Origin of the sequence: Streptomyces racemochromogenes, assembly GCF_039535215.1 — a bacterium.
GTDB lineage: Bacteria > Actinomycetota > Actinomycetes > Streptomycetales > Streptomycetaceae > Streptomyces > Streptomyces racemochromogenes.
Genome location: NZ_BAAAWT010000001.1, coordinates 1,472,103 through 1,496,591, shown reverse-complemented (window position 1 = coordinate 1,496,591; position 24,489 = coordinate 1,472,103). Strand labels below are relative to the sequence as shown.

Here is a 24,489-nt window from a genome sequence, read left to right as displayed (position 1 = left end):
CGCTCAGACCGTCAGGACGATCTTGCCGCGGGTGCGGCCCGCGGCGCTGAGCTCCCAGGCCTTCGCGGCCTCGGCGAGCGGCAGCGCGTGTTCGACGTTGACCGTGAGGCGGCCCGAGTCGGCGAGTTCCGCCAGGAACGTCAGGTCGGCGGTGTCCGGGCGCACCCACGGCTGGTGCGCGCCCTTGGCGGCGGCTTCGTAGTCGGCGATGGAGACCACCCGGCCGCGCTCCTTGACGAGCGACTGGAGGACCTCCACGGCTCCTGCGCCGAAGAAGTCCAGCCCGGCGTCGATGCCTTCGGGGGCGAGCTCGCGGATCCGGTCCGCGAGGCCGTCCCCGTACAGGACGGGCTCGGCGCCGAGGGAGCGCAGGTAGTCGTGGTTGTGCGCGCCGGCCGTGCCGATGACGCGCAGACCGAGCGCGACGGCGATCTGCACGCCGAGGGAGCCGGTGCCGCCCGCGGCGGAGTGGATGACGACGGTCTCGCCGGCCTTGACGTCCACGCGGGTGAGGGACTGGTACGCGGTGAGGCCGGCCAGCGGGACGCCCGCGGCCTGCTCGAAGGTCAGGGCGCGCGGCTTGCGGGCCAGCGTCCGCACGGGGGCCGCGACGAGCTCGGCGTAGGTGCCGAGTTCGACCCACTCCTTGCGGACGTACCCGTAGACCTCGTCGCCGACGGCGAAGTCGAAGGTGTCGGGGCCGACGGCTTCGACGACTCCGGCCACGTCCCAGCCGGGTATGACGGGGTAGCGCACTTCGAGGATCGCATCGAGGTATCCGGCGGCGAGCTTCCAGTCCACCGGGTTGACCCCGGCGGCCTTGACCCGGATCAGGACCTCCCCGGGGCCGACCTTGGGCTCGGGTGCCTCAACGAGCTCCAGCCGGGCGGGAGTTCCGTAACTGCTGTAGGTGATTGCCTTCATGTACGCCACAACGGGGCAGGTCAAGGCGGGAATTCCGGGTCGACACCCCGGTTCGAGCGATCCTCAAGCGGGGAGGGAGTTGCGGTGCGAGCGCCGCCGGGCCGCGCTGAGCAGGGCCTGGATCTGGGTGCCCGCCTGGTCGACGTCGTCGAGGACGGAGGGGAAGGGCAGGCGCACGTCGCGGTGGCCGGCGCGCTCCTCCAGGCGCAGGGTGATCCCGTACCGGTCCAGGGCGAGCGGCAGCGCGCGCAGGACGGCGGCCGAGGGCAGCGGCCGGACCAGCCGCAGGAGCAGGGTCACCAGTTCGGGGTGCTCGTCGAGGAGGTGGGTGAGCATGCCGGCCTCGTAGGTGGCCAGCGGGTCGGGCCAGGCCCCGTCCAGCTCCTCCAGCCCGATGTACGAGGTTCCCCGCGCGGTCTCCAGGACCGCCCGGCCGTACTCCACGCAGGTGGTGGTCCCGGGGGCGGAGGACCCGTCGGCCCAGGGGGTCAGCAGGTGGCCCAGGACGGTGACGCGGGCGCGCACCCGGTCGCGTACGGGTGTCGGGGCGATGTCGGTGAACTCCAGCCGGATGGCGGGCGGTCCGTCGTGCGGGAGCGGGGCCGGCTGCCCGGCCAGGGGCGCGGCGGGGTGCAGGTGCAGCCGGCCGAGCACGTCCCCGCCGTCCAGGTCGCGGACCTCGTGGCGCACGCCGTCGATGACGACGGTCATCGAGTGGGCGGCGGCCAGGACGGAGCGGACCCGTTCGGCCTCGGTGGGCCGGGCGGGGGGCGTGGCGGCGGGGGCACCGGGCAGGCGCATGCGGATCTCTCCCTCGTTCGAGGTTGACTTAGGTATGCCTAACCTAACCCATCTGTGGGTCGGGGAGTACCCCGCGCGCCAGCCGCCCGAGCGTCTCGGCGATCCGCGCGGGCGCGAAGCCCAGGGTGTGCCGCTGGAACTGGTAGACCTCCGGGGAGAGCGGGCTGAGCAGGGCGTCCACACTGACGTCGGGGTCGTCGGCGTCCGCCTCCACGAGCAGGGCCCGGACGTGCGCCCGCCAGTGCCGGTACGTGCCGCCCGCGAACCGGGCCGGGCCCGGGCCGATGCCCAGAGCCAGCGGCAGATGCCGCTCCAGGTGCTCCAGGGCCGCCGCGTAGAAGGCGGCCAGCCGCTGCGCCGGCGGGGCGCCCGGCCCCAGCGGCGGCGGCCCGAACGCGAGGCGCCCGCGCAGGGTCCGCTCGTGCTCGTCCAGCAGTGCCGCGGCCACGGAGGCCGGATCGGGGAACCGGCGGTAGAGCGTCGCCCGCCCGACGCCGGCCGCCTTGGCTATGTGGTCCATCGTCACGCCGCGCGGATCCCGCTCGGTGAACAACTGCTCCGCGGCGGCCAGGATCTGCGCGCGGTTGCGGATCGCGTCCTCGCGGCGCGGCGGCCGCACGGCCGGCCCGGCCCTCCCCGTGGCACCCGACCGGGCGGGGCCGGAGCCCGCGGTGTCGCTCAACGTGCGGACCTCGTCGCCATTGGTCATGGCGGCGACCCTACGTCCTTCGTGTCGGTGTTGGGCTGAACGGGTGAAACACGAGAGGATGGGTGGATGCACATGAAGCGCACGGCCGAGGCGGCCCGGTGAGCAGGTACGACGTCACCGACGAGCAGTGGGAGGGACTCGCGCAGGTGGTACCCCTGCGCAGTCGCAACGAATGGCCCTCCCGGGTGGACCACCGCACCATCCCCAAGGCCCCCGGGGCGGCCGCGGCGGAACAGCGGCGCTTCGTGGTGATCCGGGTTCAGATCTTCGCCGACGCGCGGGAGGTGGCCGAGTACCTGATCGCGCAGATCCCCGTACTGCTGGACCTCACCGGCGCCGACAGCGAAGTGGCCAAGCGGATCCTCGACTTCAGCAGTGGTGTGGTCTTCGGCCTGGGCAGCGGCATGCACCGGGTCGACCGCAACGTCTTCCTGCTGGCCCCCGTCGGGACCGAGGTGGAGGGGATCGCGGCCGCGGCCGTCCCCCGATCGTAGGAAGGTCGCGGCGGCTAAACGGTTCGGCGGGCACCCCGGCACCCGCGCGGACCGTACCGTCCGGCCATGGACGCCACCCTGGACGCGGCGGGACCCGGCCGCCCCGCCGCCACCCCGACCGTCACACCCCCGCACACGGCACCCCCGGCTGACAGCCCGTCACCCGCCCACCCCCGCCACGGCCCCGGCCCCGCCGAGTCCGGCTGCGCCGAGTCGGGCCGCGCTGAAGTCGGCCTCGCCGGACCGTGCCCCGCAGAAGCCGGCCGCGCCTCCGGTGCGCCGCCGCGGGTCGGTGGAGTCGCGCCCTCCGGCGGTGTGTCCGCCGATGCCGGACCGGCCCGGCCCGCCGTCACCGAGCTGCGGCTCTCCGCCTTCGGCCCGCACCGGGCGGCCGCCTTCCCGCTGGGCCCGGTGACCCTGTTCACCGGCCCCAGCGGCAGCGGCAAGACCCAGGCCCTGGACGCCTACCGGGCGCTGGCCGCCCTCGCCTCCGGGGCCACCCTGCGCGAGGCCTTCCCCGACCCCGCGTCCCGGGTGCCCGACCGGGCCGTCCCCGACGGCGGCGGCCGGCGCGGCTTCCGCCTCGGCTGCACGGTCGACGGCCCCTGCGGCCCCGTCCGGCTCGACCTCGCGGTCCAGGCCGAGCCGGTGCTGCGCATCGCCGGCGAACGGCTCTCCCAGGACGGCCGGATCCTGCTCACCACCGCCCTGCGCGACCCGCGCCGACGCACCCTGGAGGCCGCCTGGTTCACCGGGGGCACCGTGGGCGTGACCCGCGCGCCGATGCCCGACGACCGCCTCGGCACCGTACTGCTGCCGCTGCGCGTCGCCGGGTCCACGGCGGGCCAGCGCCGGGTGCTGGCCGCCGCCGAGCAGGCGGTGGTGGCCCTGCGCGCGGTGTTCGCCTGCGACCCGGACCCCGGCCGGATGCGGGCGCCCGTCCCGGCCGGCGAGGGCCGGCTGCGCACCGACTGCGGGAACCTGGCCGACGTGCTGCGCCGGACCCGCCACGAATGCGGCACCCGCCACGCCCTGCTGGCCGGAGCGGCGCGGACCGGCTGCGCCGGGCCGGTGGCGGGGCTGGACGTACGGGCCGCCACCGGAGGGGCCGGGCTGGTGGCGGCCGTGCTCGACCGCGGCCCCGGCCGCCCCGCCACCGGCCTGGACCGGCTCGGCGCGGGCGAACTGCGCTTCCTGGCTCTGGCCCTGGTCCTGCTCACCGGGCCCGGCGTGCTGGAGGTGGACCCGGCCGCCGAACTGCTCTCCGCCCGCCAGGCACTCACCGTCCTCGCCGACGGCCTGGACCGGGGGCTGGACCGCTGGCAGGCCGCCGAACTGCTGCGGCTGGCCGTCCTGTCCGGCGGACGCGGGCACATCAGGCTGGTGGCGGCGGTCGGCGAGGACACGGCGGGAACCGGACGCGGGGTCCCCGGCGTCTCAGTGGTAGACCTGTCCCCATGAACGACGTCCCCACGAACGGCGCGGCACCCACAGGTGACGGGCCCCCGCCCCGGCGGGACGAACGGCTGTACCAACTCCAGCGACGGCTGGCCGCCTTCGCGGCCGCCCGGGACTGGGCCCCGTACCACACGCCCAAGAACCTGGCCGTGGCCCTGAGCGTCGAGGCCGCCGAACTGGTCGAGATCTTCCAATGGCTGACCCCCGAACAGTCGGCGGCGGTCATGGAAAAGCCCGAAAGCGCACACAGAGTGGCCGACGAGGTCGCCGACGTGATGGCGTACCTGCTGCAGTTCTGTGAGGTTGTCGGGGTTGATGTGCTGGATGCGCTGGCCGCGAAGATCGAGAGAAACGAGCACCGCTTCCCGGTAACCGGTACTTCGACACCAGATCGTCACTCTTCGGAGTGATGGCGTCGTCCACAACCATGTTTGTGTCCACAGATTTCCGAATACCCCTGGCTTTACTGGCTCGTTGCCTTCACTCTGGGTAGTGGAGAACGGCGGGATGTCGTGCGGACGGGGGACGGCATATGGATGCGGTACGGCTCATCGCGGCCGGCCGGCACGCGCTGGCACGGAGCGGGGAGGCATGGGGCATCGTGGGCGAGGCCTGGCAGGCCCAGGCGCTCGCCCAGGGCGTGGGGAGCTGGCTGGCGGTCACCGGGCCGCCCGAGCTCAGAGCGGAGGCGCGGGGACTGGGGGAAGCCGGCGGCAGAGGGTGCGGGGTCATCGACCGGGCGGCCCTGAGGGGCGAGGGAAGACCGCCCGAACAGCCGCCGAGGGCGGCGCAGCTCACGGGGACGGCCGACATACGGCAGGCGTTGCTCGGGCTCCAGGAGCTGCTCGGCGAGGTCGGCATAGCCCTCGTCGGGGTGGCCTGCGCGACGGACGACGAAGGCCTGTACTGGCAGTGCATAGAGTCGATCGACGCGGCGGACGAGTCGAGCGACCGGGTGCGGACACTGCTGCGCCGGATGGCGGCCGTGCCCCAGCGGGGCTCGGCGTCGGGCGTGAGCTGAGCCGAGGCGGGCCCGGGCGGGCGGGTGCGCTGCCGAGGGTCCCGCCGTGCGTGACGGGACCCCCGCGCGGTCAGAAGGACCGGTCGGAGTGGCGGTCGGAGCGGAGCTCGCCCTCGTACGTCCGGCCCCCGGGGGCCGCCGGCGCGGCCGGCAGGGTGCGGTCCGCGGAGTGCTGGAGGTCGGCGTCGAGCTGGGAGAGGTCGGCGTTCAGCGCCGCCATCAGCTCCTCCATCTGCTGGAGCAGGCCTTTCGGCGCGCCGCCCTGGGCGGGTGCCGGGGACTCCTGGCGTGCGTGGTCGTGTGCAGCCTGTCCGGTCTGTCCGGGATGCTCTGGCGCGGACTCGTGGGACATGGCGGCCTCCTCGGCCCTGGCCCTTCCGGTGCGGAAGGGGGCGGTGGACGCATCGACGGGAGGCCGCCGGCGCGCGGGCCGGGCGGTCCGGCTCCGTCCGAGCCAACGATCCCCATCCGCGCTGGTCACTGGCGGGGCGGGGGGCGGCCCTTCCGGTTGACGAAGATTCACCCGGCAGGGGTGGGGAGGGCAGGATGGGGAGCATGGACCTTCGTGTTTTCACCGAACCGCAGCAGGGTGCGAGTTACGACACCCTCCTGACCGTCGCCAAGGCAACCGAGGACCTGGGCTTCGACGCGTTCTTCCGATCGGACCACTACCTGCGGATGGGCTCCGTCGACGGCCTGCCGGGGCCCACGGACGCCTGGATCACCCTCGCCGGCCTGGCCCGGGAGACGAAGCGGATCAGGCTGGGCACGCTGATGACGGCCGGGACCTTCCGGCTGCCCGGCGTCCTCGCGATCCAGGTGGCACAGGTCGACCAGATGTCCGGCGGCCGGGTGGAACTGGGCCTGGGCGCGGGCTGGTTCGAGGAGGAGCACAAGGCGTACGGGATCCCCTTCCCCGCGGAGCGCATGGCCCGGCTGGAGGAACAGCTGGCCATCGTCACCGGGATGTGGGCCACCGAGCCCGGCGCCGCCTTCGACCACCGGGGGGTCCACTACCGGGTGGAGAACTCCCCGGCGCTCCCCAAGCCCGCCCAGGCCAAGGTGCCCATCCTCGTCGGCGGCCACGGCGCACGGCGCACCCCCCGCCTCGCCGCCCGCTACGCGGACGAGTTCAACATGCCGTTCGCCTCGGTGGAGGACAGCCGCCGGCAGTTCGCCCGGGTCCGGGAGGCCGCCGCCGCGGCCGGCCGCAAGGCGGACGAACTCGTCTACTCCAACGCCCTGGTGGTGTGCGTCGGCAAGGACGACGCCGAGGTCGCCCGCCGGGCCGCCGCCATCGGCCGCGAGGTCGACGAGCTGAAGGCCAACGGCCTGGCCGGCTCCCCGGACGAGGTCGTCGAGAAGCTCGGGACCTACTCGGCCATCGGCTCCTCGCGCGTCTACCTCCAGCTCCTCGACCTCGCCGACCTGGACCACCTGGAGCTGGTCTCCGCCCGCGTCCTGCCCCAGCTCGGCCGGTAGGGCCGCCGCCGTGCCGCGTGCGACCGGCCCGCTCGCCGAAGCCCTGGCCAGCAGGGCCGTGCTCCTGGACGGCGGGCTCAGCAACCAGCTCGCCGACCAGGGCTGCGACCTGTCCGGGGGGATGTGGACGGGCCGGGTGCTCGCCGAGCGCCCGGGCCAGGTGCTCGCCGCCCACACGGCGTACGTCCGGGCCGGCGCCGAGGTGCTGATCACCGCGAGCTACCAGGTCGGCCACGAGCCGGACCTGCTGGAGCGGAGCGTGCGGGTGGCCGGCGCGGCCGCCCGGGCCGCCGACCGGGAGGTCTGGGTGGCCGCCTCGGTGGGCCCGTACGGGGCGCTCCTGGCGGACGGCTCCGAGTACCGCGGCCGGTACGGGCTCACGGAGGCGGAGCTGGCCGACTTCCACCGGCCCCGGATCGGGGCGCTGCTGGCGGCCGGCCCCGACGTCCTGGCGCTGGAGACCGTCCCCGACGTCCTGGAGGCGCGGGCCCTGCTGCGGGTGCTCGCCGGTACGGGCGCCCGCGCCTGGCTCACGTACACGGTCGCGGGCGGCCGCACCCGGGCCGGCCAGCCGCTCGCCGAGGCGTTCGCCCTGGCGGCGGCCGCCCCCGAGGTGATCGCGGTCGGCGTCAACTGCTGTGATCCCGAGGACGTCCTGCCCGCTCTGGAAGCCGCCGCCTCCGTCACCGCCAAGCCGCTGGTGGCCTATCCGAACGACGGCTCCGTCTGGGACGCCGCCAGCCGCAGCTGGAACGCCCCCGCCCCCGCCGCCACCGCCCCCTGGCCCGTGGAGGCGTGGCGCGCGGCCGGCGCCCGGCTCGTCGGGGGATGCTGCCGCATCGGCCCGGACCGCATCGCCGCACTGGGGCCGCTCCTGGCGTGATCCGGGGCGACGGCAAGGGGGCGCGGCCGACTATCACTCGATCGGGTGAAGGCCCTTTATGGTCGGCTCCTGCTGGGATAGGCAGGACAGATGAAGCGCACCAGCAGGACGGGCGCCGCCGCCAGGCGCCGCATCACCCGCTCCAGGGCGTGCGGGGAGAAGAAGCAGTTCGCGAACGAGGCCGCGGCGGAACACGCCGCGAGCGAGATGCACCGGATCCAGCCGTGGCAGCACGAGCGGATCGCCTATCTGTGCCCCTACAGCGGCACCGAGCCGCACTGGCACATCGGCCGCCCGCTGAACATCCCCAAGCAGCGCTGACCCGACCCCAGGGGAGGACCTCGCGGAACGGCGGCCGGACCCACCCGCAGGGCGGGCCGGCCGCCACCCGGAAATACGTTCGCACCGACGGTGGTGCGCGGGACATGCTGGAGCGCATGTTCCTGACGATCAGCACCACCGGCACGACGGAGAATCCGGCCACTGACCTGGGATTCCTGCTGCACAAGCATCCCGGCAGGGCACAGGCCTTCTCCACCTCGCACGGCACCGCCCACGTGTTCTACCCCGAGGCCACGGCCGAACGGTGCACGGCGGCGCTGTTGCTGGAGGTGGACCCCGTCGCGCTCGTCCGGCGCGGCCAGGGCAAGGGACGGGGCGGAGCGCCGGACGCCGCCCTCGCCCAGTACGTCAACGACCGCCCGTACGCGGCCTCCTCGCTGCTCGCCGTCGCGCTCAGCGGGGTCTTCCGCACCGCCCTCAAGGGCCAGTGCGCCCTGCGCCCCGAACTGCCGGGCCGCACGCTCCCGCTGCGGATCGAGATCCCGGTGCTGCCCGCCCGGGGCGGCCCGGAGATGGTGGGCCGCCTGTTCGGCCCGCTGGGCTGGGACCGGGTGGAGAGCACGCCGGTCGCGCTGGACGAGCGGTTCCCGGAATGGGGCGACAGCCGTTACGTGCGGCTCGTGCTGGAGGGCGGGGCCAGGCTGGAGGACGCCCTGCGCCAGCTGTACGTGCTGCTGCCGGTGCTCGACGACGCCAAGCACTACTGGGTCGCCCCCGACGAGGTCGACAAGCTGCTGCGCGCGGGCGACGGCTGGCTGGCCGGGCACCCCGAGCACGCGCTGATCACCGCCCGCTACCTGGCCCGCCGCAAGGAGCTCACCCGCGACGCCATGGAGCGCCTGGAACTGGCCCGGCTGGCCGAGGCCGACGGGAGCGAGGCCGAGGAACTCGACAACGCCGTGGCCGCGGCCCCGGACGGCGCCGACGCGGCCCCCGAGGTCCCGGGCACCCCGGAGCGGGCCGTCCCGCTCGCCGTGCGCCGGCGGGACGCGATCCTCGGCGCACTGCGCGAGGCCGGCGCCCAGCGGGTGCTCGACCTCGGCTGCGGCGAGGGACACCTCGTGCGGGCCCTGCTCAAGGACCCGGCGTACACCGAGGTCCTCGGCGTCGACGTGTCCGTGCGGGCCCTGACCATCGCCGCCCGCCGGCTGCGGCTGGAGCGGATGGGGGAGCGCCAGAGTTCCCGCGTCCGGCTCCTGCAGGGCTCGCTCGCCTACACCGACAAGCGGCTGGCGGGCTACGACGCGGCCGTGCTCAGCGAGGTCATCGAGCACCTCGACCTGCCCCGGCTGCCCGCGCTGGAGTACGCCGTCTTCGCCGCGGCGCGCCCCCGCACCGTCCTCGTGACCACCCCGAACGTCGAGTACAACGTCCGCTGGGAGTCCCTGCCCGCCGGACACGTACGCCACCGCGACCACCGCTTCGAGTGGACCCGCGAGGAGTTCCGCGCCTGGGCCGCCCGCGTCGCCGGCCGGTACGGCTACACCGTCGCCCACGTACCCGTCGGCGACGAGGACCCCGAGGTCGGAGCCCCGACCCAGATGGCCGTCTTCACCGCCGCGGAGACGGCCGCCACCCGGACGGCCGCCACCGAGACCGCCGCCACCGAGACCCCGAAGGAGGGTGAGGCAGCATGACCACCCCCACCACCGACCGCCCGGCCGCCCGGCCGGCACACCGCGTGCTCCCCGTCACCGACCTGTCCCTCGTCGTCCTCGTCGGCGCCACCGGATCGGGCAAGTCCACCTTCGCCCGCAAGCACTTCAAGCCCACCGAGATCCTCTCCTCCGACTACTGCCGGGGCCTGGTCGCCGACGACGAGAACGACCAGGGCGCCAGCAAGGACGCCTTCGAGGTGCTCCACTACATCGCCGGCAAGCGGCTCGCCGCCGGACGACTGACCGTCGTGGACGCCACCAGCGTCCAGAAGGAGTCCCGCCGCGAGCTCGTCCGCCTGGCCCGCGAGCACGACGTCCTGCCCATCGCGATCGTCCTCGACATGCCCGAGTCGGTCTGCGCCGAGCGCAACGCCGCCCGCCCCGACCGGGCCGGCCTGCCCCGCCGCGTCATCCAGCGGCACCGCTCCGAGCTGCGCCGCTCCCTGCGCGGCCTGGAACGCGAGGGCTTCCGCAAGGTGCACGTCCTGCGCACGGTGGAGGAGGCCGAGTCCGCCGAAGTGGTGCTGGAGAAGCGCTTCAACGACCTCACCCACCTCACCGGCCCCTTCGACATCGTCGGCGACATCCACGGCTGCTCCTCCGAGCTGGAGACCCTGCTCGCCAAGCTCGGCTACGAGGACGGCGTCCACCCCGCCGGCCGCACCGCCGTCTTCGTCGGCGACCTCGTCGACCGCGGCCCCGACAGCCCCGGCGTGCTCCGCCGGGTGATGGGCATGGTCAAGTCCGGCAACGCCCTGTGCGTGCCCGGGAACCACGAGAACAAGCTCGGCCGTTACCTCAAGGGGTCCAAGGTCCAGCAGACGCACGGCCTCGCCGAGACCGTCGAGCAGCTCTCCCGCGAGAGCGACGAGTTCGTCAAGGAGGTCAGGGAGTTCATCGCCGGCCTGGTCAGCCACTACGTCCTCGACGGCGGCAAGCTGGTCGTCTGCCACGCCGGGCTGCCCGAGAAGTACCACGGCCGCACCTCCGGCCGGGTCCGCTCGCACGCCCTGTACGGCGAGACCACCGGCGAGACCGACGAGTTCGGCCTGCCCGTGCGCTACCCGTGGGCCGAGGACTACCGCGGCAAGGCCGTCGTGGTCTACGGCCACACCCCGGTCCCGGACACCACCTGGATCAACAACACCATCTGCCTCGACACCGGCGCCGTCTTCGGCGGCCGGATGACCGCCCTGCGCTGGCCCGAGCGCGAACTGGTCGACGTACCGGCCGAGAAGGTCTGGTACGAGCCGGTCAAGCCGCTCGCCGCCGCGGTGCCCGGCGGCCACGACGGGCGCCCCCTCGACCTGGCCGACGTCCACGGCCGGCGGGTGGTGGAGACCCGCCACCTGGGCAACGTCGGCGTCCGCGAGGAGAACGCGGCCGCCGCCCTGGAGGTCATGAGCCGCTTCGCGGTGGACCCCCGGCTGGTGCCCTACCTGCCGCCGACCATGGCGCCGACGGCCGCCTCCCAGGAGGAGGCCCGCGGCGGAGCCGCTGACGGGGGCTTCCTGGAGCACCCCGCCGAGGCCTTCGCCCAGTACCGGGCCGACGGCATCGGCCGGGTGGTGTGCGAGGAGAAGCACATGGGCTCCCGCGCCACCGTCCTGCTGTGCCGGGACGCGGAGACGGCCCGCGCGCGGTTCGGCGTGGAGGACGGCCCCACCGGCTCCCTCTACACCCGCACCGGCCGCCCGTTCTTCCCGGACCCGGAGCTCACCGAGGAGTTCCTCGCCCGGCTGCGCACGGCGGTCGACCGCGCGGGCCTGTGGGAGGAACTCGGCACCGACTGGCTGCTGTTCGACGGGGAACTGCTGCCCTGGTCCCTGAAGTCCACGGGCCTGCTCCGCAACCAGTACGCGGCCGTGGGCGCCGCCTCCCGCGCCGTCCTGCCGGACGCGGTCGCCGCCCTGGAGGCGGCCGCGGCCCGGGGCGTGGACACCGGCGCGCTGCTGGAGCGCCAGCGCGGGCGGGCCGCCGACGCCGCCGCGTTCACCGAGGCGTACCGGCGCTACTGCTGGAGCACCGACCGGCTGGACGGAGTACGTTTCGCGCCGTTCCAGCTGCTCGCCGCGGCCGGCCGGTCGCTGGCGGCCGTCCCGCACGACGAGCAGCTCGCCTGGCTGGACCGCCTCGCGGACGCCGACGGGGGCACGGACGCGCCGCTGCTGCGCCGCACCCGCCGGGTGTACGTGGACACCGGCGACGAGGAGTCCGTCCGCGCGGGCACCGAGTGGTGGCTGGAGCTGACCGCAGCCGGCGGCGAGGGCATGGTCGTCAAGCCGCTCCAGGCGTACGCCCGGGACGGGAAGGGCCGGCTGGTCCAGCCCGGGGTGAAGGTCCGCGGGCGCGAGTACCTGCGGATCGTCTACGGGCCGGAGTACGCGCGCCCGGAGCAGCTGGAGCGGCTGCGCCACCGGTTCCTGGGCCACAAGCGCTCGCTCGCGCTGCGCGAGTACGCGCTCGGCCTGGAGGCGCTGGACCGGCTGGCGGCGGGGGAGCCGCTGTGGCGGGTCCACGAGCCGGTGTTCGCCGTGCTGGCCCTGGAGTCGGAGCCGGTCGACCCGCGCCTGTGACCCGGCGCTCGGTTCGGGGCGGGCGTAAAGCGGGAGCCCCCGTACGGCCTCGAATTAGGTCGTATGGGGGAACTTTCCCGCGGAAGTCCGGGGAAAGCGGCGGCGGGATCGTTCATCCAGGGCAGCGGAGTGTCCGCGACCCAGGAAGGACGGAACGTCACCTATGAAGATGACCGCGCGCGGAAGCATTGCGGCGCTCATGACCTGTATGGCCGCGGCCGGCGCGGCCTCCCCGGCCGTGGCCGACTCGGTCCCGGTGGGTGTCCCGCTGGAGGCGGTGGAGACCACGCTGGGCCTGCCGGCCCCGCACCTGGCCACGGGTGTCCCGGTGCCGATGGTCGGCGCCCCGGAGTCGCCCCGGTTCCACCAGGGCGACCTGCTGCCCACCCCACTGCTCCCGGTGGTGCCGATCGCCGCCGACCTCGGGGCCACCCGGGTCGCCTCGGTGGTGCCCAACCTGATGGGCGAGCCCGAGACGGACGGCGAGGGCTCCCTGGAGTCCCCGGCCACCACCCTCCTCACCCGCACTCCCGGTGCGGTCGTCGGCGCCCCGCTGACGATGCCGGACGCGAGCAACAACGGCGTCCCCAACCTGGCCGTCCCGAAGCTGGGCCTGACCGCCCCGGACGTCATCGGCACCCCGACGGCACTTCTCGGCCTGCGCTGAGCGGGTACTGCCGAGGCGGGGTCGCAAAGCCGCCCGGTCTGGGAATGTGTACGCCATGGGATTCCATGTCGACTCCGAGACCGGGCGGCTGCGCCGCGTCATCCTCCACCGGCCCGACCTGGAGCTGAAGCGGCTCACACCAAGCAACAAGGACGCCCTGCTCTTCGACGACGTGCTGTGGGTGCGCCGGGCCCGCCAGGAGCACGACGGGTTCGCGGACGTCCTGCGCGACCGCGGCGTCGCCGTCCACCTCTTCGGCGACCTGCTCCGCGAGGCGCTCGACGTCCCCGAGGCGCGGCACCTCGTACTGGACCGGGTCTTCGACGAGAAGGAGTACGGTCCGCTCGCCACCGACCACCTGCGCGCGGTCTTCGACGGGCTGCCCTCCGCCGCCCTCGCGGAGGCCCTGGTCGGGGGGATGACCAAGAGGGAGTACCTGGAGCGGCACGCCGAGCCGTTGTCGGTGCGCTTCCACGCCCTCGACATGGACGGCTTCCTGCTGGGGCCGCTGCCCAACCACCTCTTCACCCGCGACACCTCCGCCTGGATCTACGACGGGGTGTCCATCAACGCCATGCGCTGGCCCGCCCGCCAGCGCGAGACCGTGCACTTCGAGGCGATCTACCGGCACCACCCGCTGTTCACCGGTTCCGGCGCCTTCCACTACTGGTCGCAGGGGCAGGCCGACTACCCCTCGACCATCGAGGGAGGGGACGTCCTGGTCATCGGCAACGGCGCCGTGCTGATCGGGATGAGCGAGCGGACCACCCCGCAGGCGGTGGAGATGCTCGCCCGGGGCCTGTTCGCGGCCGGGTCGGCCTCCGTCATCGTGGCCCTGGACATGCCCAAGCGGCGGGCGTTCATGCACCTGGACACGGTGATGACGATGGTCGACGCAGATACGTTCACTCAGTACGCGGGGCTCGGCATGCTGCGCTCCTACACGATCCGGCCGGGCGAGGGGCCGGGCGAGCTGAGGGTCAGCGACCACCCGCCGGAGCACATGCACCGGGCCATCGCGGCCGCGCTCGGCCTGGACAAGGTGCGAGTGCTCACCGCCACGCAGGACGTGCACTCGGCGGAGCGCGAGCAGTGGGACGACGGGTGCAACGTGCTGGCCGTGGAGCCGGGGGTGGTCGTCGCCTACGAGCGGAACGTCACCACCAACACCCACCTGCGCAAGGAGGGCATCGAGGTGATCGAGATCCCCGGCAGCGAGCTGGGGCGCGGCCGGGGCGGCCCGCGCTGCATGAGCTGCCCGGTGGAGCGGGACGCGGCGTGACGGCCGGGGCGTGACGGAGGGCGCGTGACGGCCGTCGTGTGACGGAGGGCGCGTGACGGCCGTCGTGTGACGTGATCCACTGTCCCGTATATGAATGCAGAGGATCGTATAGACTTCCAGCATCCCCTGTCAGCGCACTCTGGAGCGTCCCCATGGCCACCGACCTCTTCGGCCGCAGTTTCCTCAAGGAGCTCGACTTCACCGCCGCCGAGTTCCGCGGCCTCGTCGAGCTCGCGGCCGAACTCAAGGCGGCCAAGAAGGCCGGGACCGAGCAGCGCCGGCTCCAGGGGAAGAACCTCGCGCTGATCTTCGAGAAGACCTCCACGCGCACCCGCTGCGCCTTCGAGGTCGCCGCCGCCGACCAGGGCGCCCACACCGTCTACCTCGACCCCTCCGGTTCCCAGATGGGCCACAAGGAGTCCGTCCGGGACACGGCGCGGGTGCTCGGCCGGATGTTCGACGGCATCGAGTACCGGGGCGACAGCCAGCAGGCCGTGGAGGAGCTGGCCGCCCACTCCGGCGTGCCCGTCTTCAACGGCCTCACCGACGACTGGCACCCCACCCAGATGCTCGCCGACGTGCTCACCATGACCGAGCACAGCACCAAGCCGCTGGACCGGATCTCCTTCGCCTACCTGGGCGACGCCCGCTTCAACATGGGCAACTCGTACCTGGTGACCGGCGCCCTGCTGGGCATGGACGTGCGCATCGTCGCGCCGAAGGCCTACTGGCCGGCCGACGCCGTCGTGGCCCGGGCCCGCGAGCTCGCCGCCGTCAGCGGGGCCCGGATCACCCTGACCGAGGAGGTCGCGCAGGGCGTCGCGCAGGCCGACTTCGTGGCCACGGACGTCTGGGTCTCGATGGGCGAGCCCAAGGAGGTCTGGGACGAGCGGATCGCGGCCCTGGTGCCGTACGCCGTCACCATGGACGTGCTGCGCGCCACCGGGAACCCGGACGTGAAGTTCCTGCACTGCCTGCCCGCCTACCACGACCTGGGCACCAAGGTGGCCCGGGAGGTCCACGAGCGGCACGGCCTGGACTCGCTGGAGGTCACGGACGAGGTGTTCGAGTCCGCGCACTCCGTCGTCTTCGACGAGGCCGAGAACCGGCTGCACACCATCAAGGCCGTCCTCGTCGCGACGCTCGCCCACCCCGCCGCGTAGCCGGCCGGGCACGCAGCCGCATACTCATGCGGGCTGCGGGCTGCGGGCGACAGCCGTGGGGTGGCGCGGACTCAGGCGGTCGCCGTCGCCCGGCTCGGCAGGGTGAACCAGACGGCCTTGCCGCGCGCGGTGGGCCGGTGGCCGCAGGCCGAGCTGAGAGCCCGGATCAGCAGCAGTCCGCGGCCGCCCTCCTGCCACGGGTCGGGCGGCGGCCCGGGACGGCCGGCCGTGAGGTCGCCCGGCGGCCCGGGATCGCCGTCGTGCACCTCCACCTGGCAGCCGCCCGGCCGCAGTTCCACGACCAGCTCGATCGGGGCGGCCCCGGCGGTGTGCTCGACGGCGTTGGCCACCAGCTCGGCGGTCAGCAGCTCCGCCGTGTCGCTGTCGGGGCACCGGTCGAGGTCGGTGAGCGCGGTGCGGATCAGGGCGCGGGCCATCGGTACGGCGGCGGTCGTGTGGGGGAGGGCGATCCGCCAGGCGGAGCTGTCGTGCATGGCGGGTCCGTCCTTCCGTGAGGGTGGGGGGCGGGGGCAGTCCTGGATTCAACGATACGGACCGGGCCGGAGCCCCCGTAGGGCACCCCGGCGCAACGCCGGGGGACCAGGGGCGGGGGCGGGCCGGACCTTCGGCCCGTGTGCCGTGCCGCGCCGCCCCGTCCCGCGCCGTACCGCCGCCGGGGTGACGACTTGTCGCGTTTCTCTGACGACGGTCACGATTCGGTGATAGCTTCGATGGCGTGAGTCCCTTCACCGGTTCCACACCAGAGACCGAACGGTGGCGCCACCTGCGGGTGACCCGGCAGGACGGCGTCGCCACCGTCACCCTCGACCGCCCCGAGAAGCTGAACGCGCTCACCTTCGGCGCCTACGCCGACCTGCGCGATCTGCTCGCCGAACTGTCCCGCACCCGCTCCGTGCGCGCCCTCGTCCTCGCCGGCGAGGGCCGCGGCTTCTGCTCCGGCGGGGACGTGGACGAGATCATCGGCGCCACCCTCGCCATGGACACCGCCCAGCTCCTCGACTTCAACCGGATGACCGGCCAGGTCGTCCGCGCGATCCGCGAATGCCCCTTCCCGGTGATCGCCGCCGTGCACGGGGTGGCCGCCGGCGCCGGGGCCGTCCTCGCCCTCGCCGCCGACTTCCGGATCGCCGACCCCTCCGCCCGCTTCGCCTTCCTCTTCACCCGCGTAGGCCTCTCCGGCGGCGACATGGGCGCCGCCTACCTGCTGCCCCGCGTCGTCGGCCTCGGCCACGCCACCCGGCTGCTGATGCTCGGAGAGCCCGTACGCGCCGCCGAGGCCGAACGGATCGGCCTGCTCAGCGAACTCGTCGACGAGGGCAAGGCCGACGCCCGCGCCGCCGAACTCGCCGCCCGCCTCGCCGCCGGCCCCGCCCTCGCCCACGCCCAGACCAAGGCCCTGCTCACCGCCGAGCTGGACATGCCCCTGGCCGCCTCGGTGGAACTCGACGCCAACACCCAGGCCCTGCTGATGAACGGCCGGGACTACGCCGAGTTCCACGCCGCCTTCACCGCGAAACGGCCCCCGGAGTGGAAGGGCAGGTAGCCGCATGTCCGCGAGCGCCATGAGGGTCGCCGTCGTCGGCGGCGGACCCGGCGGGCTCTACGCCGCCGCACTGCTGGCCCGCCGGGGGCACGCGGTGGAGCTCTGGGAACGGGGCGCCCCCGACGACACCTTCGGCTTCGGCGTGGTGCTCTCCGACGAGACCCTCGGCGGCATCGAACGCGCCGACACCGTCGTCCACGCCGCCCTCGCCGCCGAGTTCGTCCGCTGGGACGACGTGGACGTCGTCCACCGCGGCCGGTTGCTGACCTCCGGCGGCCACGGCTTCGCCGCCCTCGGCCGCCGACGGCTCCTGGAGATCCTCCACGAACGCTGCGCCGGCCTCGGCGTACGCCTGCGCTTCCGCGCCGAGGCACCCGACGCGTTCGCGCTGGCCGGCGCGTACGACCTGGTGGTCGCCGCCGACGGGGTGCACAGCGCCACCCGCGCGCGCGGCGCCGCGCACTTCCGGCCCACCGAGACCCCCGGACGCTGCCGGTACGTCTGGCTCGCCGCCGACTTCGCCTTCGACTCCTTCCGCTTCGAGATCGCCGAAACCGAACACGGGGTCATGCAGCTGCACGGCTACCCGTACGCACCCGACGCCTCCACCGTCATCGTCGAGATGCGGGAAGAGGTGTGGCGGGCGGCCGGCCTCGACCTGTGCGACGAGGCCGAATCGGCCTCCCGCTGCGCCAAGACCTTCGCCGAGGCCCTGCACGGCCGGCCGCTGCGCGGCAACCGCTCCGCCTGGACCCGCTTCCGCACCGTCGTCAGCGCACACTGGTCGCACGGCAACGTGGTGCTCCTCGGCGACGCCGCGCACACCGCCCACTTCTCCATCGGCTCCGGCACCAAACTCGCCGTCGAGGACGCCCTCGCCCTCGCCGAGGCCCTCGACCGGCTGCCCGACGTCCCCTCCGCCCTCGCCGCCTACGAGGAGGAGCGGCGCCCGGCCGTGGCCAGCACCCAGCGCGCCGCCGCCGCCAGCATGCGCTGGTTCGAGGACCTCGCCGGATACGTGGACCAGCCCGCCCGGCAGTTCGCCTTCAACCTGCTCACCCGCAGCCGCCGCGTCACCCACGACAACCTGCGGCTGCGCGACGATCGGTTCACCCGGGCGGTGGAACGCGACTTCGGCTGCCCCGAGGACGCCGACGGCACGGGAACCCCGCCCATGTTCACCCCGTTCACCCTGCGGGGCCTCACCCTGCGCAACCGCGTCGTGGTCTCGCCGATGGACATGTACTCGGCCGAGGAGGGCGTCCCCGGCGACTTCCACCTCGTCCACCTCGGCGGGAGGGCCCTGGGCGGAGCCGGGCTCGTCATGACGGAGATGGTGTGCGTCAGCGCCGAAGGCCGCATCACCCCCGGCTGCGCCGGGCTGTGGACCGCGGAGCAGGCGGCCGCCTGGAAGCGGATCGCCGACTTCGTCCACACATCCGCACCCGGTACGGCCCTCGGCGTCCAGCTCGGCCACTCCGGCCGCAAGGGCTCCACCCGGCTGATGTGGGAGGGCATGGACGAACCGCTCCCGGACGGCAACTGGCCCCTGGTCGCCGCCTCCGCACTGCCCTACAAGGCCGGGGTCTCCGCCGTCCCGCGCGCCCTGGAGGCGGCCGACCTCGCCGCGATCCGCTCCGACTTCGCGGCCGCCGCGGTCCGCGCCGCCGACTGCGGCTTCGACCTGCTGGAACTGCACTGCGCGCACGGCTACCTGCTGTCCGGGTTCCTCTCCCCGCTCACCAACCACCGCGACGACGCCTACGGCGGCCCCCTGGAGAACCGGCTCCGCTTCCCCCTGGAGGTCTTCGACGCCGTCCGCGAGGTGTGGCCCGAGGAGCGGCCGATGACGGTCCGCCTCTCCGCCACCGACTGGGCCCCCGGCGGCACCACGCCCGAGGAGGCCGAACGGATCGCGGCCGCCTTCGCCGCCCACGGCGCGGACGCCGTCGACGTCTCCACCGGACAGGTCGTCGCCGAGGAGGCCCCGGAGTACGGCCGCTCCTACCAGACCCCCTACGCCGACCGGATCCGCAACGCCCTCGGCGTCCCCGTCATCGCCGTCGGCGCGATCTCCTCCTGGGACGACGTCAACTCCCTGCTGCTGGCCGGCCGCGCCGACCTCTGCGCGCTCGGCCGCCCCCACCTGTACGACCCGCACTGGACGCTGCACGCCGCCGCCGAACAGGGCTACGCCGGCCCCGGAGCCCCCTGGCCCGCCCCCTACCGCGCCGGCAGCCGCAGGCCCCCGACCGGCAAGGGGTAGCTCAGACCGCCTCCAGGACGACGCGGTCCTCCACCGGGGTGTAGCCCAGGCGGCGGTAGACGCCGTTGCTGGTGGGGTTGGCCAGGTCGGTGAAGAGCAGTACCTCGGCCGCCCCGGCGGCGTACGCGGCCCGGCTCGTCGCGTGCGTCACCCCGGCGGCGTAGCCGCGGCCCCGGCCGGCGGGCGGGGTGTAGACGGGGCCGATGCGGCAGGCGCCGCCGATCGGGCGGGAGAAGCCGGCCAGCGACACCGGCCGGCCGTCGAGCTCCCACAGCAGCAGCCCGCCGTACGAGAGCCGGTCGCGCAGCCGGCCCTCGGCGGGGCTCGCGGGAATGCCGCACTCCCGGTCGAAGGCCTCGGTCCACTCCAGCAGCAGGGGCAGGTCCGGCTCGGCGGCGGCCCGGGCCCGGCCCGCGGGGGCGGGGTCCGGTGCGGCCAGGGTGCCCAGCCGGTACAGGCGCAGCTCCTCGACGACCCGGGCCGGCGGCCCCCACGCCGCCGCCAGCGTCCGCGCGTCGGCGCGGCGGGCGTTGAAGGCGCCGACGCGGCCGCGCAGCGGGTCGGAGCCGAGTTCCCCGGCCAGGGCCCGGACGGCCTCGGGGGGCACGGCGCCGAGCAGCAGCGGGAACGGCGGGGTGTGCAGCAGGGCCCCCTCGACGGCCCCGTCCGCGCCGGTCCACCAGCCGAACAGGGGACCGGTGCCGCCGAAGGCCCGCGGGCCCCGCCGCTCCAGGGCGTCGGTGACGGTCAGCAGGGTGGTGTTGACGACGGGCTGCGCGGCCACGGCTGGGCGCGCGGCGGCCAGATAGGCCGCCAGATCAGTGCTGAAGGTCCATGTCATGCCCCATGCTGGCGTCCCCGGTCGCCCGCCCGCACCGCAATTTCCGCCCGCGGGGGACGGCCTACGGCCGCTGCCGCACGAAGCGGGCGCCGAGGTCGCGCAGCCGGGTGTGGAGCTCGGCGAAGACGGCCGCGGAGCGGTCGCCCGGCCAGTTGTCCGGGAGCAGTTCGCGGGGCAGGCCCGGGTCGGCGTACGGGAGTCGCCGCCAGGTGTCCAGGGCGGCCAGGTAGTCCCGGTAGGCGGCCTCGGGGGTGGGGCCGGGGCCCGACTGGAGGGCGCGCAGGACCGGTTCGTGCCGGTCGAGGAACTCCTCGTGCTGCTTGGCCAGGGCGGCCAGGTCCCACCAGCGGGCCACCGCCTCGGCGGTGGGGGCGAAACCGGCGTGGGCGCCGCGGAAGAGCTCCACGTACCCGGTCAGGTGCAGCCGCTTTAGGGTGTGTCCGGTCTCCTCGGCCAGCTGGGCGGGGGCGATCCACACGCCCGGCGCCACCGCCCCGAAGCCCAGCCGGGCCAGGCGCGAGCGCAGCAGGTGCCGCTTGTGCCGCTCCTGCTCCGGGACGGAGAACACCGCGACCAGCCACTCCGGGGACACCGGTACGGTCCCGTAGATCCGCCGGTCCCCGTCCTCCAGCAGCAGCCGGGCCTCCTCGGACGGCTCGTACCCGGCCGAACCGTCGGCGGCCCGCGCGGGCACCAGGAACCCGCGCCGCTTCAGCCGGGACACCGAGGAGCGGACGGAGGGCGCGTCGACGCCGGCCGCGCCCAGCAGGCGGACCAGCGCGGACACCGGGACGGCGCCCTCGAAGGACCGCCCGTAGGCGCCGTAGAAGGTGACGATCAGGGATCGCGGAGTGTGCTGCTCGACCACGGGTTCACTCTAGATCGCGGAGCCGGAAGCGTTGCAGTTTGCCGGTGGGGGTGCGCGGCAGCGCGGGCAGGAAGACGAAGGAGCGCGGGCACTTGTGCGGGGCCAGCTCGCCCTTCATGAACGTCCGCAGGGCCTCCTCCGTCAGCACCGCCCCGTCGCGGGGCACGGTGTACGCCACCACGATCTGCCCGCGCCGCTCGTCCGGGCGGCCGACGACGGCGGCCTCCGCCACGTCCGGATGGCGCAGCAGGGCCTCCTCGACCTCGGGGCCGGCGATGTTGTAGCCCGAGGAGATGATCATGTCGTCGGCGCGGGCGACGTAGCGGAAGTAGCCGTCGGGGTCGCGGACGTAGGTGTCGCCGGTCAGGTTCCAGCCGTCCCGGACGTACTCGCCCTGCCGGGGGTCGGCGAGGTAGCGGCAGCCGACCGGCCCGCGCACCGCCAGCAGCCCCGGCTCGTCGTCGGCGACGGGCCGCCCGCAGGGGTCCACCACCCGGGCCTCCCAGCCGGGCACCACCCGGCCGGTGGTGCCGGGGCGGATGTCCCCGTCGGCGGCGGAGATGAAGATGTGCAGCAGCTCGGTGGCCCCGATGCCGTTGATGATCCGCAGGCCGGTGCGCTCGTGCCAGGCCCGCCAGGTCGCGGCGGGCAGGTTCTCGCCGGCCGACACGCAGCGGCGCAGCGCCGACAGGTCGTAGGCGCCCGTGTGGTACGGGCCCAGGGTGTCCAGCATCGACCGGTAGGCGGTGGGCGCCGTGAACAGGACGGTTACCCGGTGTTCGGCGAGGGCCGGCAGCAGCACCCTGGGCGTGGCCTGCTCCAGCAGCAGCGCGCTGGCGCCGGCGCGCAGCGGGAAGACGACCAGTCCGCCGAGGCCGAAGGTGAACCCGAGCGGGGGACTGCCCGCGAACACGTCGTCGGGGCGCGGGCGCAGGACGTGGTGGGAGAAGGTGTCGGCGACGGCGAGGAGGTCGCGGTGGAAGTGCATGCAGCCCTTGGGCCGGCCGGTGGTCCCGGAGGTGAAGGCGATCAGCGCGACGTCGTCGGCGGAGGTCTCGACGGCCCGGTAGGGCCCGGTGCGGGCCTGGGCGAGGCGCAGCAGGTCGTCCTCGGCCGTGCCGCCGTAGGGGGTGATCCGCAGTCCGGGCACCTCGGCCTTGGCCAGGTCGTCCAGGACGTCGACGTGGCACAGGGCGTGCCGTACCTCGGCCATGGCGCAGACGGTGGCCAGTTCCTGGGCGCGCTGCTGGGCCAGTACGGTGACGGCCACCGCGCCCGCCTTCATCACCGCCAGCCAGCAGGCCGCGAGCCAGGGGCCGGTGGGTCCGCGCAGCAGCACCCGGTTGCCGGGGACGACGCCGAGGTCGATGGTGAGGACGTGGGCGAGGGCGTCGACGCGCTCGCGGAGCTCTGCGTACGACCACACGCCGCCGGCGCCGTCGCGGAAGGCGGGCCGGTCCGGTCCGAACCGTTCGATGGTGGCGTCGAGCAGTTCGGTGCCGCAGTTCAGCCGGTCCGGGTAGGCCAGTTCGGGCAGCTCGAACAGGAGCTGCGGCCAGGCGTGGGCGGGCGGCAGGTGGTCGCGGGCAAAGGTGTCGGCATGGGCGGATGGCTTGAGCTCCAAGGCGGGTTCGCCCCCTTGCAACGTCCGGATTTTGTGGTGGAGCCGGCCGTGCGAATACGTTCCGAGCGTATCGTGATGGTGACGGCAGTCAACAGGACGCGATAAGAGTGTCGACAGGACGTGGGGGCATTCGGATGGCCGCATTCGCGCTCGGGGCGGAACAAGAGGAATGGTGCGCCCGGTTGCGCGCCCTCGCGCGGGAGCGGCTGCGGCCGCTCGCCGAGAAGGGCGAGCCCGGACGGGTGAACCGGCCGCTCCTCGCCGAGCTGGGGGAACTGGGTCTGCTGGAACGGGTCTTCGGGTCGGGGGCGCTGGAGCTGTGCCTGCTGCGGGAGTCCCTCGCCTACGGCTGCACGGAGGCGGAGACCGCCCTCGCCCTCCAGGGGCTCGGCGCGCACCCGGTGCTCCGGTCGGGCAGCGCCGCCCAGCGGGAGCGGTGGCTCCCGGGGGTCCGGGCCGGCCGGCAGGTGGCGGCGTTCGCACTGAGCGAGCCGGGTGCCGGCTCCGACGCCGCGGCCCTCGCCCTGACGGCGCGGGCGGACGGGCCGGGCTGGCGCCTGACGGGCACCAAGTGCTGGATCTCCAACGCCCCCGAGGCCGACTTCTACACCGTCTTCGCCCGTACGGGTGAGGCGCCGGGGGCGAAGGGCATCACGGCCTTCCTGGTCCCCGCGGACCGCCCGGGACTGACCGGCGAGGCCCTGGAGATGCTCTCCCCGCACCCGATCGGCTCGCTCGCCTTCGACGGCGTGCCCGTCGGCCGCGAGGACGTGCTGGGCGGGCCCGGGCAGGGGTTCCGCGTCGCGATGGAGACCCTGAACCTCTTCCGGCCCAGCGTGGGCGCCTTCGCGGTCGGCATGGCGCGCGCCGCGCTCGACGCGACCGTGGCCCACACGGCCGGCCGGACCGCCTTCGGCGGAGTGCTCGCCGACCTCCAGGCGGTCGCGCACCGCGTGGCGGAGATGGCCACCCGCACCGAGGCCGCCCGGCTGCTGGTGTACGCGGCGGCCGGCGCGTACGACAGCGGCGCCCCCGGCGTGCCGGGCCGGGCCGCCATGGCCAAGCTCCTCGCCACGGAGACGGCCCAGTACGTGGTGGACCACGCCGTCCAGCTGCACGGCGCGGCCGCCCTGCGCCGGGGCCACCTGCTGGAGCACCTCTACCGCGAGGTGCGGGCGCCCAGGATCTACGAGGGGGCGAGCGAGGTGCAGCGCACCATCATCGCCAAGGAGCTCTACCGGGGGGTGGCGGCGCGATGAGTCCCGAACGCCTCAACCCCCCGGAGCTGTCCCCGGCCACCGGCTTCTCCCACGCGGTGTCGGCCACCGGCTCGCGCATCGTCTTCCTGGCCGGCCAGACCGCGCTGGACGGCTCCGGAAAGGTGGTCGGCGACAGCCTGCCCGAGCAGTTCGAGCGGGCCCTCGCCAACCTGCTGACCGCCCTCGCGGCGGCCGGCGGCCACCCCGGCGACCTGGCCCGGGTGACGGTGTACGCGGTGGACGTGGAGGAGTACCGCGCGCACGCCGCCGAACTGGGCCGCGTCTGGCGCCGCCTCGCGGGCCGCGACTACCCGGCGATGGCGGTCGTCGGGGTGGTCCGCCTGTGGGACACCGAGGCCCGGCTGGAACTGGACGGCATCGCGGTGCTCCCGTAGGCGGTGCTCCCGCGGGCGCCCGGCCCGGCCGGATCACCTCCGTGCCCGTCCGGATCGGCGAACAGCCGCTGAGCGGGACCTCCGGCCCCACCTGACGGCCTGACAGCCGGCCCTGCGGCCGGAGGCCGCCTCGAGAAGTACTGAACTGGTGTGCGCACAGGTCTTGCCAGTGCAATTTCACATTACTATGTTACAGCTCACACCGCGGCACG

Annotated in this window: 24 protein-coding genes; 16 read left to right on the top strand and 8 right to left on the bottom strand. The window is 74.5% G+C overall.

Going from position 1 to position 24,489, the window contains the following annotated elements; genetic code table 11:
• Positions 1-3 precede the first annotated feature (3 nt).
• From ABD973_RS06885 to ABD973_RS06875, 3 genes are all read right to left on the bottom strand, one after another.
• On the bottom strand, positions 4-924 hold the full coding sequence (locus tag ABD973_RS06885) for an NADP-dependent oxidoreductase (protein ID WP_125822861.1): 921 nt from the start codon (positions 922-924) through the stop codon (positions 4-6).
• A 63-nt stretch (positions 925-987) separates the two neighbouring features.
• Entirely contained in the window at positions 988-1,725 is a 738-nt protein-coding gene (locus tag ABD973_RS06880) for a DUF2470 domain-containing protein (RefSeq protein WP_345499228.1), read from the bottom strand.
• A 43-nt stretch (positions 1,726-1,768) separates the two neighbouring features.
• The gene (locus ABD973_RS06875) at positions 1,769-2,434 is read right to left on the bottom strand and encodes a TetR/AcrR family transcriptional regulator (RefSeq protein WP_345499226.1); all 666 of its coding nucleotides are present in this window, start codon (positions 2,432-2,434) and stop codon (positions 1,769-1,771) included.
• Between the two features lie 98 nt (positions 2,435-2,532).
• Here ABD973_RS06875 and ABD973_RS06870 point away from each other — a divergent pair, with 98 nt between their 5' ends.
• From ABD973_RS06870 to ABD973_RS06855, 4 genes are all read left to right on the top strand, one after another.
• A complete protein-coding gene (locus ABD973_RS06870; protein WP_125606022.1) occupies positions 2,533-2,928 on the top strand; it encodes a cell division protein SepF in 396 nt (131 codons plus the stop codon).
• Between the two features lie 66 nt (positions 2,929-2,994).
• The gene (locus ABD973_RS06865) at positions 2,995-4,389 is read left to right on the top strand and encodes an AAA family ATPase (protein ID WP_345499222.1); all 1,395 of its coding nucleotides are present in this window, start codon (positions 2,995-2,997) and stop codon (positions 4,387-4,389) included.
• Between the two features lie 65 nt (positions 4,390-4,454).
• Entirely contained in the window at positions 4,455-4,796 is a 342-nt protein-coding gene (locus ABD973_RS06860; protein ID WP_125598216.1) for a nucleotide pyrophosphohydrolase, read from the top strand.
• A gap of 122 nt (positions 4,797-4,918) precedes the next feature.
• Complete coding sequence (locus tag ABD973_RS06855; protein ID WP_125822863.1) at positions 4,919-5,407, top strand: DUF6099 family protein; 489 nt, start codon at positions 4,919-4,921, stop codon at positions 5,405-5,407.
• Between the two features lie 70 nt (positions 5,408-5,477).
• Here the strand turns inward: ABD973_RS06855 and ABD973_RS06850 are convergent, their stop codons facing one another.
• Positions 5,478-5,759, bottom strand: a complete 282-nt coding sequence (locus ABD973_RS06850) for a hypothetical protein (protein ID WP_206436690.1) — start codon at positions 5,757-5,759, stop codon at positions 5,478-5,480.
• Positions 5,760-5,962: 203 nt separating this feature from the next.
• Between ABD973_RS06850 and ABD973_RS06845 the strand changes: the two genes are divergently transcribed.
• The 8 genes from ABD973_RS06845 to argF all read left to right on the top strand — a co-directional run bounded on the left by ABD973_RS06845 (position 5,963) and on the right by argF (position 15,460).
• A complete protein-coding gene (locus ABD973_RS06845; RefSeq protein ID WP_125598187.1) occupies positions 5,963-6,889 on the top strand; it encodes an LLM class F420-dependent oxidoreductase in 927 nt (308 codons plus the stop codon).
• Positions 6,890-6,899: 10 nt separating this feature from the next.
• The gene (gene mmuM, locus ABD973_RS06840) at positions 6,900-7,772 is read left to right on the top strand and encodes a homocysteine S-methyltransferase (RefSeq protein WP_345499219.1); all 873 of its coding nucleotides are present in this window, start codon (positions 6,900-6,902) and stop codon (positions 7,770-7,772) included.
• 90 nt (positions 7,773-7,862) lie between these two features.
• Complete coding sequence (locus ABD973_RS06835; RefSeq protein WP_125822865.1) at positions 7,863-8,093, top strand: hypothetical protein; 231 nt, start codon at positions 7,863-7,865, stop codon at positions 8,091-8,093.
• Between the two features lie 116 nt (positions 8,094-8,209).
• Positions 8,210-9,751, top strand: a complete 1,542-nt coding sequence (locus tag ABD973_RS06830; protein WP_345504495.1) for a 3' terminal RNA ribose 2'-O-methyltransferase Hen1 — start codon at positions 8,210-8,212, stop codon at positions 9,749-9,751.
• Complete coding sequence (locus ABD973_RS06825; protein ID WP_345499217.1) at positions 9,748-12,348, top strand: polynucleotide kinase-phosphatase; 2,601 nt, start codon at positions 9,748-9,750, stop codon at positions 12,346-12,348. The genes ABD973_RS06830 and ABD973_RS06825 overlap by 4 nt, the downstream gene beginning before the upstream one ends.
• 163 nt (positions 12,349-12,511) lie before the next feature.
• Positions 12,512-13,015, top strand: coding sequence for a hypothetical protein (locus ABD973_RS06820; protein WP_125822867.1), 504 nt, complete (start codon positions 12,512-12,514; stop codon positions 13,013-13,015).
• 55 nt (positions 13,016-13,070) lie between these two features.
• The gene (locus ABD973_RS06815) at positions 13,071-14,297 is read left to right on the top strand and encodes an arginine deiminase (protein WP_125598200.1); all 1,227 of its coding nucleotides are present in this window, start codon (positions 13,071-13,073) and stop codon (positions 14,295-14,297) included.
• A 152-nt stretch (positions 14,298-14,449) separates the two neighbouring features.
• Positions 14,450-15,460 (top strand): ornithine carbamoyltransferase, encoded by a 1,011-nt coding sequence (argF, locus tag ABD973_RS06810; RefSeq protein ID WP_125822868.1) that lies wholly within the window; start codon positions 14,450-14,452, stop codon positions 15,458-15,460.
• 71 nt (positions 15,461-15,531) lie between these two features.
• Here the strand turns inward: argF and ABD973_RS06805 are convergent, their stop codons facing one another.
• Complete coding sequence (locus ABD973_RS06805) at positions 15,532-15,954, bottom strand: ATP-binding protein (RefSeq protein ID WP_125598206.1); 423 nt, start codon at positions 15,952-15,954, stop codon at positions 15,532-15,534.
• Between the two features lie 242 nt (positions 15,955-16,196).
• Here ABD973_RS06805 and ABD973_RS06800 point away from each other — a divergent pair, with 242 nt between their 5' ends.
• On the top strand, positions 16,197-17,024 hold the full coding sequence (locus ABD973_RS06800; RefSeq protein ID WP_125598209.1) for an enoyl-CoA hydratase family protein: 828 nt from the start codon (positions 16,197-16,199) through the stop codon (positions 17,022-17,024).
• A 4-nt stretch (positions 17,025-17,028) separates the two neighbouring features.
• Entirely contained in the window at positions 17,029-19,290 is a 2,262-nt protein-coding gene (locus tag ABD973_RS06795; protein WP_345499210.1) for a bifunctional salicylyl-CoA 5-hydroxylase/oxidoreductase, read from the top strand.
• A gap of 1 nt (position 19,291) precedes the next feature.
• Here the strand turns inward: ABD973_RS06795 and ABD973_RS06790 are convergent, their stop codons facing one another.
• From ABD973_RS06790 to ABD973_RS06780, 3 genes are all read right to left on the bottom strand, one after another.
• Entirely contained in the window at positions 19,292-20,131 is an 840-nt protein-coding gene (locus ABD973_RS06790; protein ID WP_345499209.1) for a GNAT family N-acetyltransferase, read from the bottom strand.
• Between the two features lie 61 nt (positions 20,132-20,192).
• Positions 20,193-20,999 (bottom strand): PaaX family transcriptional regulator, encoded by an 807-nt coding sequence (locus ABD973_RS06785; RefSeq protein ID WP_345499208.1) that lies wholly within the window; start codon positions 20,997-20,999, stop codon positions 20,193-20,195.
• Positions 21,000-21,003: 4 nt separating this feature from the next.
• Positions 21,004-22,623 (bottom strand): AMP-binding protein, encoded by a 1,620-nt coding sequence (locus tag ABD973_RS06780; protein ID WP_345499207.1) that lies wholly within the window; start codon positions 22,621-22,623, stop codon positions 21,004-21,006.
• Between the two features lie 134 nt (positions 22,624-22,757).
• Here ABD973_RS06780 and ABD973_RS06775 point away from each other — a divergent pair, with 134 nt between their 5' ends.
• Both ABD973_RS06775 and ABD973_RS06770 read left to right on the top strand, forming a co-directional pair.
• Positions 22,758-23,882, top strand: coding sequence for an acyl-CoA dehydrogenase family protein (locus tag ABD973_RS06775; RefSeq protein WP_125594751.1), 1,125 nt, complete (start codon positions 22,758-22,760; stop codon positions 23,880-23,882).
• A complete protein-coding gene (locus tag ABD973_RS06770; protein WP_125594750.1) occupies positions 23,879-24,277 on the top strand; it encodes a RidA family protein in 399 nt (132 codons plus the stop codon). The genes ABD973_RS06775 and ABD973_RS06770 overlap by 4 nt, the downstream gene beginning before the upstream one ends.
• Positions 24,278-24,489: the final 212 nt, after the last annotated feature.

Bases quoted from the DNA above. Each gene is read 5' to 3' on its own strand.
- ABD973_RS06865 (WP_345499222.1), top strand. From the start codon at position 2,995: ATGGACGCCACCCTGGACGCGGCGGGACCCGGCCGCCCCGCCGCCACC.
- ABD973_RS06855 (WP_125822863.1), top strand. From the start codon at position 4,919: ATGGATGCGGTACGGCTCATCGCGGCCGGCCGGCACGCGCTGGCACGG.
- ABD973_RS06805 (WP_125598206.1), bottom strand. From the start codon at position 15,954: ATGCACGACAGCTCCGCCTGGCGGATCGCCCTCCCCCACACGACCGCC.
- ABD973_RS06835 (WP_125822865.1), top strand. From the start codon at position 7,863: ATGAAGCGCACCAGCAGGACGGGCGCCGCCGCCAGGCGCCGCATCACC.
- ABD973_RS06850 (WP_206436690.1), bottom strand. From the start codon at position 5,759: ATGTCCCACGAGTCCGCGCCAGAGCATCCCGGACAGACCGGACAGGCT.
- ABD973_RS06880 (WP_345499228.1), bottom strand. From the start codon at position 1,725: ATGCGCCTGCCCGGTGCCCCCGCCGCCACGCCCCCCGCCCGGCCCACC.
- ABD973_RS06795 (WP_345499210.1), top strand. From the start codon at position 17,029: ATGTCCGCGAGCGCCATGAGGGTCGCCGTCGTCGGCGGCGGACCCGGC.
- argF (WP_125822868.1), top strand. From the start codon at position 14,450: ATGGCCACCGACCTCTTCGGCCGCAGTTTCCTCAAGGAGCTCGACTTC.
- ABD973_RS06815 (WP_125598200.1), top strand. From the start codon at position 13,071: ATGGGATTCCATGTCGACTCCGAGACCGGGCGGCTGCGCCGCGTCATC.
- ABD973_RS06790 (WP_345499209.1), bottom strand. From the start codon at position 20,131: ATGACATGGACCTTCAGCACTGATCTGGCGGCCTATCTGGCCGCCGCG.
- ABD973_RS06770 (WP_125594750.1), top strand. From the start codon at position 23,879: ATGAGTCCCGAACGCCTCAACCCCCCGGAGCTGTCCCCGGCCACCGGC.
- ABD973_RS06775 (WP_125594751.1), top strand. From the start codon at position 22,758: ATGGCCGCATTCGCGCTCGGGGCGGAACAAGAGGAATGGTGCGCCCGG.
- ABD973_RS06825 (WP_345499217.1), top strand. From the start codon at position 9,748: ATGACCACCCCCACCACCGACCGCCCGGCCGCCCGGCCGGCACACCGC.
- ABD973_RS06875 (WP_345499226.1), bottom strand. From the start codon at position 2,434: ATGACCAATGGCGACGAGGTCCGCACGTTGAGCGACACCGCGGGCTCC.
- ABD973_RS06830 (WP_345504495.1), top strand. From the start codon at position 8,210: ATGTTCCTGACGATCAGCACCACCGGCACGACGGAGAATCCGGCCACT.
- ABD973_RS06885 (WP_125822861.1), bottom strand. From the start codon at position 924: ATGAAGGCAATCACCTACAGCAGTTACGGAACTCCCGCCCGGCTGGAG.
- ABD973_RS06845 (WP_125598187.1), top strand. From the start codon at position 5,963: ATGGACCTTCGTGTTTTCACCGAACCGCAGCAGGGTGCGAGTTACGAC.
- ABD973_RS06820 (WP_125822867.1), top strand. From the start codon at position 12,512: ATGAAGATGACCGCGCGCGGAAGCATTGCGGCGCTCATGACCTGTATG.